General features: G+C 36.8%; 17 protein-coding genes and 1 riboswitch. Of the genes, 1 reads left to right on the forward strand and 16 read right to left on the reverse strand.

The annotated features are described in order from the left end of the window. Positions 1-38 precede the first annotated feature (38 nt). From SM124_RS20070 to SM124_RS20145, 16 genes are all read right to left on the reverse strand, one after another. Complete coding sequence (locus tag SM124_RS20070) at positions 39-992, reverse strand: DUF4097 family beta strand repeat-containing protein (protein ID WP_322448322.1); 954 nt, start codon at positions 990-992, stop codon at positions 39-41. Further along, the gene (locus SM124_RS20075) at positions 989-1,753 is read right to left on the reverse strand and encodes an HAAS signaling domain-containing protein (RefSeq protein WP_322448323.1); all 765 of its coding nucleotides are present in this window, start codon (positions 1,751-1,753) and stop codon (positions 989-991) included. Before SM124_RS20075 ends, SM124_RS20070 begins: the two co-directional genes overlap by 4 nt. Beyond that, on the reverse strand, positions 1,746-2,069 hold the full coding sequence (locus tag SM124_RS20080; RefSeq protein ID WP_322448324.1) for a PadR family transcriptional regulator: 324 nt from the start codon (positions 2,067-2,069) through the stop codon (positions 1,746-1,748). Before SM124_RS20080 ends, SM124_RS20075 begins: the two co-directional genes overlap by 8 nt. 190 nt (positions 2,070-2,259) lie before the next feature. Next, positions 2,260-3,150, reverse strand: a complete 891-nt coding sequence (locus tag SM124_RS20085; protein ID WP_322448325.1) for an amidase — start codon at positions 3,148-3,150, stop codon at positions 2,260-2,262. A 43-nt stretch (positions 3,151-3,193) separates the two neighbouring features. Then, positions 3,194-3,284: riboswitch (cyclic di-GMP riboswitch) on the reverse strand. A 396-nt stretch (positions 3,285-3,680) separates the two neighbouring features. After that, positions 3,681-3,818 carry a protein YpzF gene (gene ypzF / locus SM124_RS20090; RefSeq protein ID WP_322448326.1) on the reverse strand — a complete coding sequence of 46 codons (138 nt, stop codon included), beginning with the start codon at positions 3,816-3,818 and terminating at the stop codon, positions 3,681-3,683. Between the two features lie 88 nt (positions 3,819-3,906). Continuing rightward, the gene (locus SM124_RS20095) at positions 3,907-5,373 is read right to left on the reverse strand and encodes an amidase family protein (RefSeq protein WP_322448327.1); all 1,467 of its coding nucleotides are present in this window, start codon (positions 5,371-5,373) and stop codon (positions 3,907-3,909) included. 138 nt (positions 5,374-5,511) lie between these two features. After that, positions 5,512-6,459: a carbohydrate kinase family protein gene (locus SM124_RS20100; protein ID WP_322448328.1), complete on the reverse strand. Its 948-nt coding sequence runs from the start codon at positions 6,457-6,459 to the stop codon at positions 5,512-5,514. Positions 6,460-6,600: 141 nt separating this feature from the next. Then, positions 6,601-7,737 (reverse strand): DEAD/DEAH box helicase, encoded by a 1,137-nt coding sequence (locus tag SM124_RS20105; RefSeq protein ID WP_322448329.1) that lies wholly within the window; start codon positions 7,735-7,737, stop codon positions 6,601-6,603. A 109-nt stretch (positions 7,738-7,846) separates the two neighbouring features. Next, the gene (locus tag SM124_RS20110) at positions 7,847-9,067 is read right to left on the reverse strand and encodes a Ger(x)C family spore germination protein (RefSeq protein WP_322448330.1); all 1,221 of its coding nucleotides are present in this window, start codon (positions 9,065-9,067) and stop codon (positions 7,847-7,849) included. Between the two features lie 4 nt (positions 9,068-9,071). After that, on the reverse strand, positions 9,072-10,649 hold the full coding sequence (locus SM124_RS20115; protein ID WP_322448331.1) for a spore germination protein: 1,578 nt from the start codon (positions 10,647-10,649) through the stop codon (positions 9,072-9,074). Beyond that, the gene (locus tag SM124_RS20120; RefSeq protein WP_322448332.1) at positions 10,646-11,761 is read right to left on the reverse strand and encodes a GerAB/ArcD/ProY family transporter; all 1,116 of its coding nucleotides are present in this window, start codon (positions 11,759-11,761) and stop codon (positions 10,646-10,648) included. Before SM124_RS20120 ends, SM124_RS20115 begins: the two co-directional genes overlap by 4 nt. 1 nt (position 11,762) lies before the next feature. Then, the gene (locus SM124_RS20125; RefSeq protein WP_322448333.1) at positions 11,763-11,993 is read right to left on the reverse strand and encodes a hypothetical protein; all 231 of its coding nucleotides are present in this window, start codon (positions 11,991-11,993) and stop codon (positions 11,763-11,765) included. Between the two features lie 256 nt (positions 11,994-12,249). Further along, complete coding sequence (locus SM124_RS20130; RefSeq protein ID WP_322448334.1) at positions 12,250-13,188, reverse strand: hypothetical protein; 939 nt, start codon at positions 13,186-13,188, stop codon at positions 12,250-12,252. 154 nt (positions 13,189-13,342) lie between these two features. Further along, positions 13,343-14,302 (reverse strand): nuclease-related domain-containing protein, encoded by a 960-nt coding sequence (locus tag SM124_RS20135; protein WP_322448335.1) that lies wholly within the window; start codon positions 14,300-14,302, stop codon positions 13,343-13,345. A gap of 244 nt (positions 14,303-14,546) precedes the next feature. After that, positions 14,547-15,851 (reverse strand): methyl-accepting chemotaxis protein, encoded by a 1,305-nt coding sequence (locus SM124_RS20140; RefSeq protein WP_322448336.1) that lies wholly within the window; start codon positions 15,849-15,851, stop codon positions 14,547-14,549. A gap of 144 nt (positions 15,852-15,995) precedes the next feature. Then, on the reverse strand, positions 15,996-17,261 hold the full coding sequence (locus tag SM124_RS20145; RefSeq protein WP_322448337.1) for an MFS transporter: 1,266 nt from the start codon (positions 17,259-17,261) through the stop codon (positions 15,996-15,998). Positions 17,262-17,370: 109 nt separating this feature from the next. On the opposite strand from SM124_RS20145, the gene SM124_RS20150 reads away from it, so the two are divergent. Then, complete coding sequence (locus SM124_RS20150) at positions 17,371-18,183, forward strand: AraC family transcriptional regulator (protein ID WP_322448338.1); 813 nt, start codon at positions 17,371-17,373, stop codon at positions 18,181-18,183. Positions 18,184-18,190: the final 7 nt, after the last annotated feature.

An 18,190-nucleotide genomic window follows, 5' to 3' on the forward strand; every position in this document is an offset into this window, starting at 1 on the left:
CAAAAAGGGGTGGTCTGAATTAGACCACCCCTTTTTGATTAACGTAAGACAAAGTCTCCAGAAGAAGCATTTACTCGTACGGAATATTCTCCAGTACCAATTTTTCCAATAATACGATTTTCGGAATTTTCCTCATAAGTCACTCCATCTAAATTCACAACTCCATCACCAGAGCTTGCGTGAAAATCAATGGCAAGAGAAGTAGGTTTGTTTCTAAATTCCACCTCTACATCACCGCTTGTGATATCAGCTGTAATGTTACCAGATACTTCTTTGTTTGATATGGAAATACTTCCTGACGAAGCCTCCAATTGGATATTTCCTGTTACATCCGTTAGTTGCATATCACCTGACGAAACAATAAAAGTAGACTCCTTCGAGTTTTGATCTTGAACAATGAAATCTCCGCTACTGGCTTCAAATTCAATTTTCTCAGCGGTAGTATTCTTTGTTCTAATCTCGCCACTAGTAGCACTAAATTTCATTATTCTTTCCGCTTTTAAATCTTCAGCAATAATCTCACCTGAGCTCACATCTAGAATAAAGTCCTTTGATTGAAGCCCTTCAATCGCAATCTCTCCTGAAGAAGTGTGAACATTTATAGATTCATAGATTTTTTCAGGCAATAAAACGTTTACCTCGGTTTCAACAATAAGAACTCCAATATTAAACTTGATTTGATCTTCCCCTGACAATGATATATCTAAAGTATTACCCTTTTCTTTAACATCAAGTTTCAAATCATTTTTTAACCTCTTACTAATTTTTCCCTTTAATTCTACTGAAATCTCATTTTCTGATGTAGGTAGTACAGTAATGTCAGTTGATGATAACTTGATGTTGATATCATTAATATTTTGATTATTAACCGTTACCTTATCGTTTACATCATATTTTTCTAGGGAGAATCCACCTGACACATTTAGAGTAACAAGTGTTCCTGCGACTCCAATAACAAATAGTACAACTAATGTTAGGACAAATTTTTTCAAGCCGCTCTACCTCCTCTCACCATTCTAACGTTTAATTTTGTATACCCTGCTAATCCCTTAAATAAATATTTTCCAACATACATCATACCGATTCCCATTAACATACCTAAACTAGTTAAAGCGAGTGATACGAAAAAGTTTACCGCTAAACTTTCGTGGCTAAAACCTAGAAACGAGGAAGAAATAAGCACTAAAGGTGACAAAGTAAACACAAGGGCTACTGCACAAATAGAAATATAAGCTGCAAATATTCCTGCTGCCGGTCCTACGATAAAAATAAGATTAAACAACAGTAAACTCATTCCTACCATGAAAGAACCAAACGCACTACGACCTGATGTTGATCTTGTCGGCTCAGATGTTCCCATCGGAGTTGGAATAGGTGCTGGTTTATAGAGTGCAGCTTTAAGTGCTGCCAGCTCTGCTTTTTCATCCATAGTTAATTCTTTACTGTTTACTTCTTGTTGGCTAGGTTGCGGTTGTTGTTCTGGTTGAATTTGTTCTTGAAAAGGTTGTACTTGTTCTTGAACTTGCTCCTCTGTCTGTTGTACAACTTCATCCTTACCTACTCGATAATCAGCCAGTAAATCTCTCGCTATGACATACGGATCTCCTAATTCAGCCGTTAACTCTTCCACACTTTTCCCATTGGCTAAACCTATTTGAAAGTGTTCCTCATAATCGTATAGCATTTCCCGTCGATCACTTTCTGGAACTTTACTTAACAGTGTCTCAAGTCTTTTTAAAAATTCATTATTCATGATGAAGTCCCTCCTCAATAAATTGATTTACTGCATTAGAGAATTGCTTCCAATCATCTACTAAATCTTTCATATATTCGTTGCCTTTATCTGTAATTGAATAATATTTTCTAGGAGGTCCTTCAGTAGATTCTGCTAAATAAGTTGTAAAGTAATCCTCTTTTGTTAACCTTCTTAATAACGGATAAAGTGTTCCTTCAGCCACCTCAATCTTATTCGAGATATTTTGAGCTAATTCATATCCATACTGATCTTTTTTTGAAATCAGAATTAACACACACAACTCGAGAACACCTTTTTTAAATTGCACATTCAAGGAATACACATCCTCTACTCTGTTTTAATCACTATTAGATATTAATCAATAGCCACTAATACTTAGTAATATTTTCCACAGCTACTATAATAATATACAGTAGTGAACATTGCAAGGTAGTAGATAATAAATTTTGGTAATTTTATTATTTATTGCCAAAAAAAGAGCCAGACCGTATCCGGCCTGACGTTTACTGCTTCATTGCCATCCAACTATCTACATAGTGAATCGCAAACGATACATTTCTAACTTTAGAGTAAGCTGATTGAACAAGCTGTAACTGATTAAACATATATGCTTGCCCCTCTTCATAAAAGCTCACATATTGAGCTTCATAGGATTGTCCTGTTTCAACTCCGATGATGATAGCTTTTCCTAGTTTATTTGCTAGGTTCACTTCGTTTTTTACTAACTCAATAATTCCATTTGGACCTACTGCTTGATCTCTATAGGCCATAATTGAGATATAATGAACATTTCGAATGACCCAGCTCGCTAAGTCCCCTTTGCCGTAAGAATTATTGTACATTTTTTCATCAAACCAAAAGGGGATATCTGCTCCAAGAGGTAATTTTAATTGCCCCGAATAGACCTTGGCATTAGAAAGCATTTTTTGATAAGCCAGTACTGAGTTATCATAATCCGAGTTCCAACTAGAATGTAAATATGGTTCAACATCAAGATGAACACCGGAAAAACGTTCTTGTGGTAAAGCTTGTCTTTGATAAGCACGAAGCCAGTCAAACATGCTTTTTAAATGTTGTCCACCATTTGGTGAGACCCAATCAGGTGCCCCATCTAATGCATGAACTTTTATATATTTTCTAGAAGCTTTGCTTATAAACTGTTTATAGGCGGATACGGGAATTTGTGAGTTGACTTGTAGGTATACTTGTTTCACATTTTGCTTTTCTAAAAAGCTAAGTATTTCATCACCTTTAGTCTGGATTTTAGCTGTATCCCATAGCCATGTTGAGAGTGGTGCCCTAACGTTTGCTTCTGCTTTTGAAGGTATGGTTGATAGCATTAATCCAAGTCCTAATAAGAAAATGAGGCTAAGTTTGTTGATTCTACTGTTCATGTTGTCTACTCCTCCATTGATGCCAAGACATCCTTTGAAGGAGTCCGGCAGCTTGGCAACCATGCAAGCAACATTGCTCGTTTAGGCCCATAGCTTTGCGTCCTTGCTTTTCAACAAGTTTGCCTTTTTCGGTTATTTTTTCTAATTATAGCTGATTATGGACCTATTTAACATGGACAAAACGTGAATTTGGATATCCATTATATGGGTTAAAAGTAAGTTATTAGGGCGAAATTGATAAGTAAAAAGTTACCAACCTTTCTATTTCTAAAAGACTTAATTATGTTGCCCGTTCCTTTCCGCTCCAGGCACTTGCTTTCCGCAGGGAGAGATGGGAGCCTCCTCGGCGTTACCGCCTGTGGGGTCTCCCATTCTCTCTATTTCCTGCTGGAGTCAAGTGCCTTCCGCTACAATCAACTCAGGTGTTCTAATGTAGTTAAGATTAAAATCTTAAGAAAATGGCCCTAAAAATATAACCATATAGTAAATAAAATATCCCCTCCAATTATGAGGGGATAAAAATAACGATCCTATTTCCCTACTGGTTTGTTAGGGATGATTTCATCTTTTTCTGTTGTTGAGAATTCAACTAGTTCTGAGCTAGTTTTTCCTCGTTTTTTGTTATTGTTCCTTTGTGCGTTAGCATTTCCAAGTTTGGTTCTTCCCATGTACCTCGTCTCCTTTTTGGATACTTCAATGGTAGTATGGGTTACCGAGAATCGCCTTATACAATATTGCTATAGACCAGATTTTAACTTATAACTCAGGTGGTTTACGGTGGTTGGTCCCTTGTTCAAATGCATATCCTAGCTCGATTAACTTTCCTTCACTAAAAGCATGGCTAGTAAAAGTAATTCCCACTGGCTCTCCTTCTTCTGTATAACCAGCTGGGACGGTGATGGATGGATATCCAGCTTTTGCTGGGATACCAGCACCAAAGTTATTAGGGAACAAAATTGCATCCAACTGGTGTTCTGCTAATACAAAATCAATTCCTTGTTCAGTGGAATGGTATATATCTTGTTCTAAAGCCTGAAGATATTTTTCCTCTGTCAAGGTTCCAGATGTAGCTTCCGCTTCTTCTAATATTTTTTGGCCATACTTTAAAGTTCGCTCACTGTTTTGATTATTAAAGTCAATGACATCTTTAAGCGTGCGTACACGGACGTACGACGGAAGGCCCTTAAGGTATGCATTAAGATCAGACTTGAATTCATACCCAAGTACATCATAGCTCCACTCATATTTGGTGGAAGGAATCACTATATTTTCAATAACGTCAGCACCAAGTTCTTTAAGCTTCTCAATGGCTTGCTCCAACACTACCTTCTGTCCATCTTTTAAGTAGTCAAAATACGTTTCTCTTGCTATTCCTACACGTGCCCCTTTTAATCCTTCAGGGTTTAAAAACTGAGTAAAGTCTACATTGACTAATTTCGCATTCGTTAATGTAATCGGATCTCTATCGTCATGAGCCGTTAAGACATTCAGTAAGTAAGCTGCATCTTTTACCGTTCTTGTCATTGGTCCAGCCGTGTCTTGGCTATGAGCAATAGGAATGATCCCTCTTCTGCTTACTAAACCGACTGTCGGTTTAATTCCGACTAAGGAATTTTGACTTGCAGGACTTAAAATCGAACCTGAAGTTTCCGTACCTACTGCAACGGTAGCGAGGTTTGCCGCAATCGACGCACCGGAACCTGCACTTGACCCACCTACATCAAATTTCCCTTGTCCATACGGGTTTAAGACTTGTCCGCCCCTAGAGCTATAACCGCTAGGCATTCCTTCAGTCATAAAATTAGCCCATTCTGTCATATTCGTTTTCCCTAGAATAATGGCCCCTGCCTCGCGAAGTAAGCTAGCAACATGCGAATCTTCAAGGGCATAAGAGTTCTCAAGAGCAAGAGAACCTGCACTAGTATGCATGTGATCAGCTGTATCTATGTTATCTTTTACTAGCACCGGTATTCCGTGAAGAGGGCCTCTTGGACCTTTTGTTTTTCTTTCTGCATCAAGAGCTGCTGCAATGTGTAGTGCTTCTGGATTTACTTCTAAGATAGAATTAATTTTGTCTTTATCATACTGGCCAATTCGATATAGATACATTAACACTAGATCTTTTGATGATATTTCACCATTAGCTAGTTTCTCTTGAATTTCATCTATTGTTGCTTCAACTAGCCATTCATCATGTAATTTCTTTAGGCGTGAGTTTTCCATAGTAAAAGTGTTCCCCTTCATCTTGTGATGCTTTATTTATAAAATATTCTAGCAATTCCGTCAAATAAAAAATACTGGATACCTACTCAAAGCTAGAAAAGGACATCCTTATTATATGGATGCCCTCTAATATACTTATTAACGGGATAAGATGGTTCTCACTTCTTCAAGTGTTGGAAGAGCTGTCATAGCACCTTTCGTTGAAGCAGCTAAAGCCCCTGAAACACTGGCAAAGCGACCTAGCTCTTTCATTTCCTCTAGACTCCAATCCTCTAAACCTTTTTCTCGCTCATGAAGACAATAAAGCATCCCAGAAACAAATGCGTCTCCCGCACCCGTTGTGTCCACAGCCTCCACCTTCATAGCGGAAACCTCCACTTTACCCGCTTGCGTTACTAGAACACTTCCCTCTGCCCCTAAGGTAATGGCAATAAAGGGAATATGATAAGGAGCCAGCTTTTCAATTCCCTTGTCAATTTCTTTCTCACCTGTTAAAAATTCTAGCTCTTCTTCAGAAATCTTTAAAATATCTGCCTCAGATAGAAGCTCCATAATACTCTCTTTGGCCTGTTCTTCACTTTCCCATAATCCCAATCTCAGGTTCGGGTCATATGAAATGAGCACACCGTTCTTCTTGGCAAGTTCTATAGCTTTTAGCGTAGCGGACTTAGATGGTTCATGAATGAGCGAAATGGAACCAAAATGCAGAATTCGAGCAGAGTTGAAATCACTTTCTTTTATATCACCCGTGGATAAAAAGGTATCTGCACTTGGGTTAATGTAAAAGTCAAAGCTTCTTTCCCCGCCTTCACCAAGGGTAACGAATACAACTCCTGTTCTAGCTTCCTCACTCATGGCCATTGTCGTTGTATTTACTCCATAACCTTCTAACGTTTCTTTTAAAAATTTGCCGAGAATATCTTGTCCAACTTTCCCTAAAAATGCTGAAGGCAGTCCTAGTCTGGCCACTCCTACTGAAACATTCGCAGGTGCTCCTCCAGGACTTTTTTGATAGACAAGGTTTGTTTCATCCATTGGGATAAAATCAATTAATGCCTCTCCTAGACTAATTACTCCACTTTTCATATTGATTCACCTCGAATTTTTTTCTAACAGGCAGACTGTAAAAATTTATGTACATTAAACGGAACTAATAGCAAATAGACCCCAGGAAAAGAGACCCCCAAGGTCCATTGAGCACGTATTTCATTATTTATCAAACATGATTTAAGCTTGGCTATCCTCTATTTGACCTTTATAAAACCTCTTCTTCTGAGGTTCCACATTTATCTCACGGCAGTACTTCTTTAGTTCTCTTTCTTCACGCTCAGTCACTAATGAAATAACAGTTCCCTCTGCACCAAAACGGCCTGTTCTTCCTGAGCGATGAACGTACTGAGAAAGGTCCTTTGGAAAATCATAATGGACAACATGTGTAACACCTTTAATATCTAACCCTCTAGCTGCAACGTCTGTTGCTAGGAGCATATTTGTCTTTCCTGTTCTAAAGTCTTTAAGTGCATTTTTTCTTTTATCTTTATTTAAATCACTATGAAGAAGCGATGCATGAATGTCACTAAAGGCAAGCTTTTCATGAGTAACAGTTAAGCTCCCAATATCTTTAATAAACACTAATGCCTTGACTCCCTCAAGACGGGAAATCTTCTCTAGTAATTTAATTTTTTCTCTTTGCTCAGCAGGAAAATAAATATGACCCACAGCTGCTGATTGTATGGTTTCATCCTTCTCAATTTTAATCACTTCGGCATCAGATGTTAGTTCTCTTGCTATTTTTACAGCATGGTCTGTCAAAGTGGCTGAGAATAAAACTACTTGCCTGTCAGCAAGGGATGACTTTATAATCTCTTTAATAGTTGGCAAGTGCTCCGGAGTTAATAACTGGTCTCCTTCATCCAACACAATTGTTTTTACTTCGTGCATTTTAATCTTCTTTTGCTTTATCAGTTCTAGCGTTCTACCAGGAGTCCCGATAATAATCTGAGGACTTTTCTTTAATTTCTCCAGCTGTCTCTTAACATTAGCTCCTCCGATGAATGAAGCGGCACGGATACCACTTCCCTCTCCCCACTTTTGTACCTCTGATAAAATTTGCATCACTAGTTCTTGTGAGGAAGCTTGGATGACTGCTTGAACCGTTCTCTTCTCTGGGTCAATTTTATTTAAAATAGGTAATAAATAGGCTAGAGTTTTACCTGTTCCTGTTGGAGATTCAGCAATAACATCTTTCCCTTTAGAAATGACAGGGATTGCAGCTGCTTGAATCGAAGTAGGCTGCCCGAATCCTTCTTTTTCCCATACCGCTTGTATAAACGGCTTTACTTCATTTAATATAGCCACACTCATAAAAGTACCACCTTACTTGTCACTCGTATATTTGTTCCGAGACATGATTAAAAACTATTATTGATACTAGCCTATCATACAGCGGATGTCTACCAAAATCAGAGGAATCCTACTCATTCTCTTCTGTTTTAGGCAAATCCGTTAAAAATGATTTCGTTCTTATACCCGACCTTCTTAAGAAGATATCAACATCTACTTCTACATCTGCTCTCCTAAACTCTTCATTCCAATCATCTTTCACTTGTTTGTATTTTTTATTATCACTTCTATGAAGAGCCTCTCCGAATCCATAAATGTCTACACCAAACTCATCTTGAACCTTGATTATTGTATTTCTAATATTTTCAGCCACATACTTCCCTGCATCTCTTTCATACTCTTTATACGTTTGTAATTGAGTTAAGTCTTTTCTACACTGCGTCGTCAATAATTCGGTATCAGCATTTACTTGGACCTTTACAACTGGCTGACTTCCACGATATTCAACATTAATCTTAGAGTGTGTATGTACTACTTTAAGAGCATTATAATTTTCCCCCTCTTCTTCTCCATCATCACAAGGAATACTCAAGGTTGTTTCTTCGAGTTCTTGTGTCCAGAAATAATTTCTACTCTCCTCTAGGGTAAGAAATCCCTTTAGCTTCTCATTATCAAAAACAGCAATACCCTCCATTTCTACCAGTGCCTTTGGTTCAAGGTTGGTATTGTTTTCATTAGTTGCCCCTTTATTTACATCTCCCTTTAAGATTACTGACCCCGTTACTGGTGTTCTCCCTTGTGATGTAATTGCTGAGACAAAATCGGTTAGTCGAATATTTGGATCCCCTCCCCACTCCTTTACGAACGTCTGAATTTGTTTATGAACCTTCATAGAGGGTATTTTTTGAAGGGGATACGTAATCTTCAAAAAATCACGTGCAGGTTTTCCTCTAGTAATTAGAATATTAAAGTCATTTCGAAATTCTCCACTTCTCTCTAGATACTCTAAAAAACCAATAACACCTTGCCTTGCTATCTCTTCACTAATAAATAGTACCCTTGTATGAGAAAAAATTAGTTGCCTTGTTACACCAATATTCATTCTTTGTAGAATTTCCGCCATCGTATCGCCTTCTAAAGTAAAAGTGATAACCGGAGCACTATCTCCGCCGCCTTGTTTCGAAAAGGGAGGTGCATTCACAATCTCAATCGTAACCATATATCTTTTTTCTTCACCTGGGTCAACGGCAAGACCTGATACAATTGAAACATCATTGAGTTCAACACGATCCCAACATCCTGCCAATATTAATGTCGCCAAAGATATAATCACCAATAGCTTTCTATTCATTACATCACCCATTATCTGAGGTTGGTGGGGAAGGAGAAGGATTCCCTTTAATCTTTATAGGAGATTTGGTTTTTAAATAAGTAGGTCTTCTTTTATTTGACCAAATAGGAAATCTTACAAAAACATCCTTCTGCTCGGTTAGCTGAAAAGGTGCTACTGGAGTTAAATATGGGATCCCAAAAGAACGTAAACTTACTAAATGGATAACCATTAGAATTAAGAATAAAAGGATTCCATATAAACCAAGACCTGCCGCCATTAAGATTAATATGAATCTTAATAATCTAGTTGATATTGAGAAGTTATAAATAGGTGACACAAAGCTTGCGATAGCCGTTAACGCAACAATAATGACGAGTACATTTGAGACTAGCCCTGCTTCAACAGCAGCCTGTCCGATAACTAAGGCCCCAACAATGGATACCGTTTGTCCAACAGCCCTTGGCATTCTTATCCCCGCTTCTCTTAAAATTTCAAAGGTAAGTTCCATTACTAAGATTTCGATTACTGCAGGGAATGGAACTCCCTCTCTTTGGGCTTGAATACTAATTAATAATTGCGTTGGCATTAATTCGTGATGATAAGTAGATAGGGCCACATATAAGGACGGTAGAACTAAAGCAATCATAAAAGAGATATAGCGAACCATCCGTATAAAGCTCGCCATAAAATAAGGTTGATAATAATCTTCTGACGATTCAAAAAAATCTACTAGTACTCCTGGAACTGATAGGGCAAAAGGGGAACCATCAATCATAATGGCAACCTTGCCCTCTAATAAGTGGCCGGCAATTGTATCTGGTCTCTCTGTATTAAAGACTAGTGGGAAAGGAGTAAGGGTTTTGTCGGTAATGAATTCTTCTATGTTTCCAGAATCTAAAACTCCACCCACTTCTATTTTTTTAATCCTTTTTCTTACTTCATCCAAAATATCTTGATTGGTGATATTTTCAATGTAACTAATGTTGACAGTCGTTTTTGTATCTGTACCAAGATGGTATCGTTCAAATTTTAGTCTTGGATTTTTTATTCTTTTTCTTATTAAACTAATATTTGTACTAATGTCCTCTATAAATCCATCTTTTGGACCCCTTAAAATAGTTTGAGTACTTGGTTCCGTAATAGCTCTCTGCTCTGTACCCCCGATTTTAAAAGTGAGAGCTTTCGTAATTCCATCCACTAATAAAACGGCTTGACCATTTAACACATTCCAAGTAACTTGATGTAGATTTTCAACGTACTGATAAGGGACGGTAGGGAAGAACTCATCTCTTACTGTTTCAATATCATTAATCTCATGTGAAATCGATTTATTAATAGAGTTTAGCACCTTATTGGATAACTCGTTCGTATCCAGCATCGACTCAAGATAACAAATACAAGCTTTTTGTTTCCCTAGCTTTATATCTTTCATTTCAAAGTCAAACGTTTGTACAAATAACTTGTTTATTTCACTTTTGTTGGTCTCTAAATCTCGATAAAAATTTTTCTCTATACTCTCATCCTGGAATAATTCCTTCTCTGTGGTTTTATTAGCCTGTTTATTTTTCTTCCTCCTAAACAAAAGCTGACGCAAACTCATTGCTGTTTCTCCTTTTGTTGTTTTTTGATTTTGTAGATTAGAAAAGGCAATAGGGTGAGTGGAAATAAGAATTGAAAAGGTATATGCAAATACATGGGAACAACTTTTACCCCTTCTTGTATATGCTCAGCGTAATTTTCACTTATAACAATAGTAATAAAGGCAATGATGGCTCCCATTGGTACAACCATTGTTCGATATGGCCGGTTAAATATGATTTCAAGCCCCTTTAATCCTCCAAAAAAGAACACACTAACCTTCACAATAATTCCGAACATAACGATAAATACAACGACTAAATCGACCCGTTCTATAAAATCAAGCAATGAGATTTCTCTAGCTGCTGATAACGTTGGAAAATTAGCCCGTTCCCTCATCTCCGGTCCAAGTGTTGTTAATTGAAGAATCATGGTATAGACTAACGTTATTCCACTTGCCAAAACAGCTATCATGCTAGTTTTTCCTGCATTCGCAAATTTTGTTGCATACGGAATGATAAGAGTAAACGCAATCATCTCTCCATAAGGAAAAGTAATGAATCCAGGGAAGACGACTTTTAAAATGGGGCCAAATCCCTCCCCGAATATAGGCAACAAGTTGTTAAACTCTATTTCACCAGTCAAAAAAACTAATAATCCAATAATAAGAGCAAACGAGAAGATATAAGGGATAAAAATTTCACTAGTTCTCCCCATTACCTCCAACCCTAAATAAATCATATAAACAATGACCATCATCATTGTCAGAGCGATGACTTCGATAGGTGTCTTCTCAAAAATCGTTGATGACATCAATTCACAAAAGTCTCTTAACACCCTTGCAGCAATATAAAAAAAGTAAACGATATAAAGGAAGATAACCGCTCTGCCAATCCATTTCCCAAATGTAAAAATAAGAATTTCAAATAAATTTTTACCCGGTAACTTCTTTAATATATACACGTAAAAACCGGTGATTCCTACTCCACAAACCGTCCCAATGCACTCTGCTATCCAGGCATCCTGCTTCGCTTCTCCACCAATTCCTACAACTACCGCACTACCTAATTCAAAAATATAAATAAGGATAAATAATTGAAATAAGGACACTTTTTCGACGAGATTGTTCTTCATATTAGTTATTTTTATTTAATCCTTTTTCTTTTTTTAACCGATAATCGACTATCAAACTAGAGATGAGTCCAATTCCTAGTCCAAAATAAACCATCCATTTATTCGTCCCGGGATTAATCCTCAAGATTGTTAGAAGTGGGTATAGGAAAGAGCTCTGATAAATAAATGTATCTATAATCGCTATTAAACCAATTAAGCAAGTTAATAAGATTGCAAAACTAATGGTTACCATTATAATCATCCTAAAAATTAGTAACTGGCCATTTAGACAGCCTGATTTCATAAATTTAGTTTTTACAAAATCATGGACTTTATGCTTATAAATGGTATTGATGTCAATGTCACACTTCCCAGAACAAAAGCGCTGGAGCTGGACGTGGACAATTAATATAAAAAATTATCTACAATGCGAGAAATTTATACTAAACAAAAAAAAAGAGTAGAAGCTTTTGCTTTTACTCTTTGAGAGTTTTTATTATGAAAATAGCCTATTTATAAAAGTGATGATGGTGATCCTTTTTATTTCCCCAAAAGAACTCATCCTTTTTTTGAAAAGGAAATAAATTTAACTCTTCAGCTCGATCTCTGTGCTTTGTCATGATTTCCTCAAAAAGTTCCTCAGTTGTTTTACCTTCAATGTTAAGTCCTAGTTCCGTAGCTGTTTTTTGAATTTTTATTTTCTGTACTTCTTTCACAAGCTCTCTTGTATCTTTACCGTCTGTTTTAATTCCTAGCTCTTTGGCATCTTTTTTAACTTGGCCATCTATCACTTCGCGCATAAGAGTGTGATAATCTTTTCCTTCTGTCTTAATTCCTAGCTCTTTGGCTACTTTATTAAGTTTGGTTTCTCTAACTTCCTCCGATAGCTTATCTAATGATTTTCCCTCGGTGGTAATTCCTAATAATTTCGCTTCATCCGTAACCTCTTTTGTACGAATTTCCTTTGCTAACGTATCTGTGTCTTTACCGTCTGTTGTGATTCCTAGTTCTGCAGCTTTCTTCTTAACGATATGTTTTCTTACCTCTTGAAATAATTCTTTACCTGTCTTTCCTTCTGTTTTAATGCCTAGTGACTCTGCTTTCTTTTTAATAATGGCCTCTCTAATTTCTTTTGAAATTGTTTCCGAGTTCTTGCCTTCTGTTTTTATTCCAAGTTCTTTTGCCTTCTTTTTAAGCCATTCCTCTCGAACCTGTTTTGCCAACTCTTCCATTTCTTTTCCTTCAGGATTAATGCCTAGTGTTTTTGCCTTTTCTTCTAAATGTTCTCGAGACATACGGTGTTGGTGATGGTGACCATGAGAAAATTCATCCTTCTCATTTGTTTGGGCAACCACCGATAGATTTTTCGACGCAAACACCGGAACAGCATTAAACACTCCACCCATCAAAACCGCTGACAAAGCAAACATCATTGTTTTTTTATTCATAAAAATCCTCCTTTATAATTGGTTACTTGCATATTATTTCCAAAGGTTATGAATTAACTATGAACAATTTATTAAAGATGTGTGAAGAGGTTGTTTTAAGTCAAAAATTGCTTAAGAAAGGATCACTTCATGCAGCCTTATGCGAAAACAAGCTTTATAAATTCAAGGTGTAAACTCTGCCTTTATTTGTTCCAGTATAGGGTAAATTCATAGAGGAGAGGATTCTTCTAGCTAAATTCGCTGAATCGTTTTGTAGAAAATCCCGCAGCTCACTATTAGTTATCGAGGAATTTATTAAAAGTTGATAGTCCTTTAATGCTGCTAGATGACCGTCTTTAGTGGTAGAAGTGCATTGGGGACAAATCCATTTATTGTTTGCTCTTTGTAGAGGGATGAAAGAACATTTTTCGCATTGAATCCCTTTAATTAATTGGTCTTTTGTGAGCTTAAACTCTTCTAAAATAGCTGGATTTTTTGGAGTATGTTGTTTTTTTAATTGACGGATGATCGATTTTATTTCTTTTTCTGTAAAAATCGTCTTTTGAAAGGACTTCTCTAGTTCTTCTATCTTTGTGGGGAGATAATCACGGTGGATTACTTTTTGAGGTAAATGCTTTCTGTCTGTCGAATCAATGGTTGTGTTAGGGTTGCTAATGACTACTAGAGCAACAATCGGACTTATAGGGACTTTATTCAGTTCCAACCACACTTTCAATCTCTTTTGTTGATTGCTAGTCTGAATTATAGGATCGGAAAAGGCTTTTTCAGTGTCATCTTTGTAGCGAACCAGTTGGTGAAAATCTGTATCAAATACGATTTTACCTGCCATGTTTTTAATTTCGATTATGACGATGAATTTTTGCGATATAAGCATTGTATCAGTCTGGAAATAACGATTTTTTACGGGGAGACGAAGATCATGGAGAATGTAGTAGGTTTTTTTGGGTAAAAAACTTAGTGGATAATCAATCGAGCATTCACCTTTATAGCCAGCCATCGCCCGATTATATTTATCTTTAATGTGGGGATACTCTGGTAACGTTTTAGGAACCCTTTTATACAAAGCTTCCAGTTTTTGCAGGTAAATAGGCATTTCTCTTGGTTTTACGATCATCTTATCACTCCTTTAAAATTTTTCTCCAAATAAATTCGTTATTTCATAGATTAACTCCTTTAATTTTTATGAGTTTTATCTAGAGATTTAGAGATATCATCGTTTTCGGCTTAGATATCATCAGTTTTGAGAATATATCATCGTTTTTGAACTACATATCATCGAATTTTTAAGAATATCGTTTTTTCGACATAATCCAACAAAAAAATCCACACCGGTCCATGGAACGGACCGGTGCACTACTCTAGTTTCGCCCTTCCTCCGCCCTCTCTAATAGTGTATTAGCTAGGACAGAAAGGTTCGTAATAGTTTCATTAATTTCTTTAATCGAGCTGACAATCGTATCTAAATCCAGTTTGTTTCGGTCAAACATGTCCAGGTATTGTTCCATCTCCATTTTTACAGTTAGTAGTCCTGTTTTTACATCCTGGATTTTCGTTTTTGATTGTTGAGTGGACTCGTTCATGGAACTTAATAGTTTCAATAGGTCATTGATTTGATGATCACTGTCATCAATTAGTGATTTAATTTGGCTGCTCATACTTTTCGAGTTTTCTGCTAGTTTTCTAACCTCTGTTGCGACAACAGCGAACCCTCTGCCCTCTTCTCCCGCTCGTGCAGCTTCAATTGATGCGTTCAGCGCAAGTAAATTGGTTTGGTCTGCAATGTCCTCAATCCCCTTGGTCATCGTAATAATTTTACCCGATATGCTTTTCAAAGATTCTATTCCACTTAATGATGTGTCGACCTCATCTAAAACTGTTTCAAAAGTCGTAAACATTTCGTCCATTTGATGTTGATTCATGTTTGTTAAGTTTAATAGATTTTTACTGCTTTTCTGCGTCATTTCCGTTTCACTCTTAATCTGCTCTGCTTTTCCGCTCGTTTCACTTATTGATGCCTCTGTCTGTTGAACGGAAGCTGCTACCTCTTGACTGATGGAATTTAACTCCCTCTGCAAGCTTTCATTCGCATCATTGAGCTGTTTCAAGTCCGTGATTCTCGCTTGTAAATAATTGTCTACTACTAGTTGGGAGTCTAAGTTAATGACATGGGTGACAGCTAATAAAACAGTCGTTAGTTTTTCTGGTTCTCTATGGAGGGCTTCTACAATTTTAGGTATGAGAAGGGTGCTGATGGCTGAATAGGTTGCGATAAACCATTCAACAGGAAGGCCCGCTCCCATATGTGTTCCGCCGATTCTTTTACGCATGGCAAAGTATGCATCATCCAGTTCCCCACTTAATAGACTTTTAAAATAGTGAAAAAATACGTGGTATAGACGATCGCGACTCGTTTGGCTTGTCGCAATTCCTTTCAGAAGTGGAAACTGAAACAAGTGATCTAACACTTTATTTAATAGTTCATCTAACAGAGGTAACACTACTGGCTGTGCTTCCTGTAAGGCTATTAAATGCTCTTTTGCAAAACCCATGTATTGGGTACGCTCTGCAATTTTATGATTTTCTATATGTAAAATACTACTTTTTGCCGGAAAATCCATGGATGGAGCATAAACTTTGTCATTTTTCTTTAATTGAAAAAACATACGACGATCCTCCTACGAGTGTAAAATAACATTTGTATAACTTATGTTTAAATTATGTACAATTACCTAGTAAATATCAACTATAAACTCTCACATTTTTATAGACAAAAAAGGAGACGAATATTTAGCCCCCTTACCAATAAATTAAGTTGATGATTCACTCCGTACAGCCATATCAACTTCAACCAACTGCTTTCTATCCAAGATCATAAATGGAATGTGAACAACTGCTTTTAAAACTACACCAATTCCAAGGATGACAATAGATACGATTAGGGAATGCGAATCAAATAGATACCCAAACAACTGATAGCCTAGTATTTGACCGAGTGCGAATAATAGTGACATGACTGAGAAAAAGCGTCCTAGTTTACTCGCTTCTACGTTTTGCTGGTAAAAGGCTACGAAAAATGCACCGTAAAATCCCCTTACCCAGAACATACCGAATGTCACGATTGAGAAAAAGACTAGATGTCCCATGGGAACTCTACTTATATAGCCCACTACTGCCTCTATCCCTAATAAGAACAATGGAATCACCGTCACAATCATTCCAATAATTCCGTAAAATATCCCATGCCCCACTGTAATTTTGTTTTTCACAGCTGTAACAGCAAAGACACTTAACACGATTCCGATGGTTGCAACACTTTCAACAACCCCCACATCGAGATCGGATCCATCAAAAACATTCTTTATCAAAAATGGAAATCCCATATAAAATATGGCGGTTAAAAAGATATGTGTTAACATTCCATTGATTACTAATGATGTTAAACGGCCGTCACGAAAAACGGTGAACCCTTCTCTTAAATCCGTCAAAATGGAGTTCGAGTTCTTTTCTGCTTCTTTTGTTTTTATCTGTAAATCTTTCAACACAAAAGCTGAAAATAGAAAAAATAAAGAGGTTAGTAAGATGACCATCTCAATTCCTAATAGACTATAGAGCAATGCTCCTAGAATGGGAGCAGCCACTTTTCCACCTTCTAAAACGGTATTCTTAATGGAATTTCCTTCTACTAAATCTTCTTTATCCAGTATATTTGGTAAAACTGTTACGAAGGCTGGGGTAAAGAACACGTTACAGGTTCCTAAAAATAATAAAAGTGCGTAAATCGCATATTCATTTAAAGGCAAAAAGAAAGCTACTCCAAGTACAACTGCACGGAGTAAATCCAAAAATACGAGAAGCTTTTTCTTATTTATTTTATCAACTATTACTCCTGCAAATAAACCAAACACTAAAGCAGGTGCGGTGTTAATAATAAAAGCCGAAGCAAACTTTGTCGCCGACTCGGTGATATCTAGTAAAAATAATGAAATGGCCATTTGTAAAGTAAAGTAGCCGAATAGAGCCAGCGTTTCTCCTAGCAAAAATCTTGTATAATCCTTATTTTTCAATATCCTCATAATAATCCCTCCACCTTAATTTTAAAGAAGGCAAGTGTACATATCTCGGCATTTTTTACCATTAAAATTTGTTATAATTTGCTTAAAGACTTACAAGTGAGGGATTAAAATGAAATTGTTATCAGTCAACTTGCCTCAATCTTCTTTATCCATTTATCAATTAAATGAAAATACCGCAGATGAGTTTCACGACCATGGGCCCTTTTATCAAATTAGTATTCCTTTACTTGGTGAGCCTTTTATGGAGTTTCATGGGGAAACGAGAAAATTGGAGGAACGAGCGGTTACGATGGTTGGGGAAGAGCACCGGAATTATGCTAATCATGAGAAAATTAAACTTCTTCTCATCAGTCTAAATCAAGAGCTTCTCACTGATGTTCTTGCGGATAAAACTGGATTTTCAAACAAAATCGAATTTGCAAAATGGGGTCAAAATTCTTCAGAGCATTTAAAGCGATTAGGTAAGAAAATCATTAAAATGATTTCGGAGGATTCTCTTGAAGACATGGAATTAAGCGAAGTTGAGTGGGAATTAGCTTCCCTATTGCTGACTATACAAGAGGGAACGCATTCAACCATCTGGGAAAAAGATCGTGCTATTTTAGGGAATCCCGCTTTACAAAAAATTATTACTTTTATCCATCAAAACTATCAAGAGAAAGTCTCTAACAAGGAGCTTGCTTCTCAATTTCAAATCAGCCAGATGCATCTCTATCGTCTGTTTCAAGAGCATCTTGGCATGACACCTAATGAATATATAAGGGAAACTCGATTAAAAAATGCAACTAGTCTTCTTCAAAAAAGTAAGAAGGACATTACAACCATCTCCCTTGATTCTGGTTTCGGTAGTTTAAGTTCCTTTGAACGATCCTTTAAAAAGAAATACGGAGTTACACCAAAAGAATTCCGTTCAAAAACATAGAAAAAGA

It is taken from the genome of Robertmurraya mangrovi, from assembly GCF_034427655.1.
Taxonomy (GTDB): domain Bacteria; phylum Bacillota; class Bacilli; order Bacillales; family Cytobacillaceae; genus Robertmurraya_A; species Robertmurraya_A mangrovi.

Bases quoted from the DNA above. Each gene is read 5' to 3' on its own strand.
- SM124_RS20075 (WP_322448323.1), bottom strand. From the start codon at position 1,753: ATGAATAATGAATTTTTAAAAAGACTTGAGACACTGTTAAGTAAAGTT.
- SM124_RS20085 (WP_322448325.1), bottom strand. From the start codon at position 3,150: ATGAACAGTAGAATCAACAAACTTAGCCTCATTTTCTTATTAGGACTT.
- ypzF (WP_322448326.1), bottom strand. From the start codon at position 3,818: ATGGGAAGAACCAAACTTGGAAATGCTAACGCACAAAGGAACAATAAC.
- SM124_RS20095 (WP_322448327.1), bottom strand. From the start codon at position 5,373: ATGGAAAACTCACGCCTAAAGAAATTACATGATGAATGGCTAGTTGAA.
- SM124_RS20100 (WP_322448328.1), bottom strand. From the start codon at position 6,459: ATGAAAAGTGGAGTAATTAGTCTAGGAGAGGCATTAATTGATTTTATC.
- SM124_RS20105 (WP_322448329.1), bottom strand. From the start codon at position 7,737: ATGAGTGTGGCTATATTAAATGAAGTAAAGCCGTTTATACAAGCGGTA.
- SM124_RS20110 (WP_322448330.1), bottom strand. From the start codon at position 9,067: ATGAATAGAAAGCTATTGGTGATTATATCTTTGGCGACATTAATATTG.
- SM124_RS20115 (WP_322448331.1), bottom strand. From the start codon at position 10,649: ATGAGTTTGCGTCAGCTTTTGTTTAGGAGGAAGAAAAATAAACAGGCT.
- SM124_RS20120 (WP_322448332.1), bottom strand. From the start codon at position 11,761: ATGAAGAACAATCTCGTCGAAAAAGTGTCCTTATTTCAATTATTTATC.
- SM124_RS20125 (WP_322448333.1), bottom strand. From the start codon at position 11,993: ATGGTAACCATTAGTTTTGCAATCTTATTAACTTGCTTAATTGGTTTA.
- SM124_RS20130 (WP_322448334.1), bottom strand. From the start codon at position 13,188: ATGAATAAAAAAACAATGATGTTTGCTTTGTCAGCGGTTTTGATGGGT.
- SM124_RS20135 (WP_322448335.1), bottom strand. From the start codon at position 14,302: ATGATCGTAAAACCAAGAGAAATGCCTATTTACCTGCAAAAACTGGAA.
- SM124_RS20140 (WP_322448336.1), bottom strand. From the start codon at position 15,851: ATGTTTTTTCAATTAAAGAAAAATGACAAAGTTTATGCTCCATCCATG.
- SM124_RS20145 (WP_322448337.1), bottom strand. From the start codon at position 17,261: ATGAGGATATTGAAAAATAAGGATTATACAAGATTTTTGCTAGGAGAA.
- SM124_RS20150 (WP_322448338.1), top strand. From the start codon at position 17,371: ATGAAATTGTTATCAGTCAACTTGCCTCAATCTTCTTTATCCATTTAT.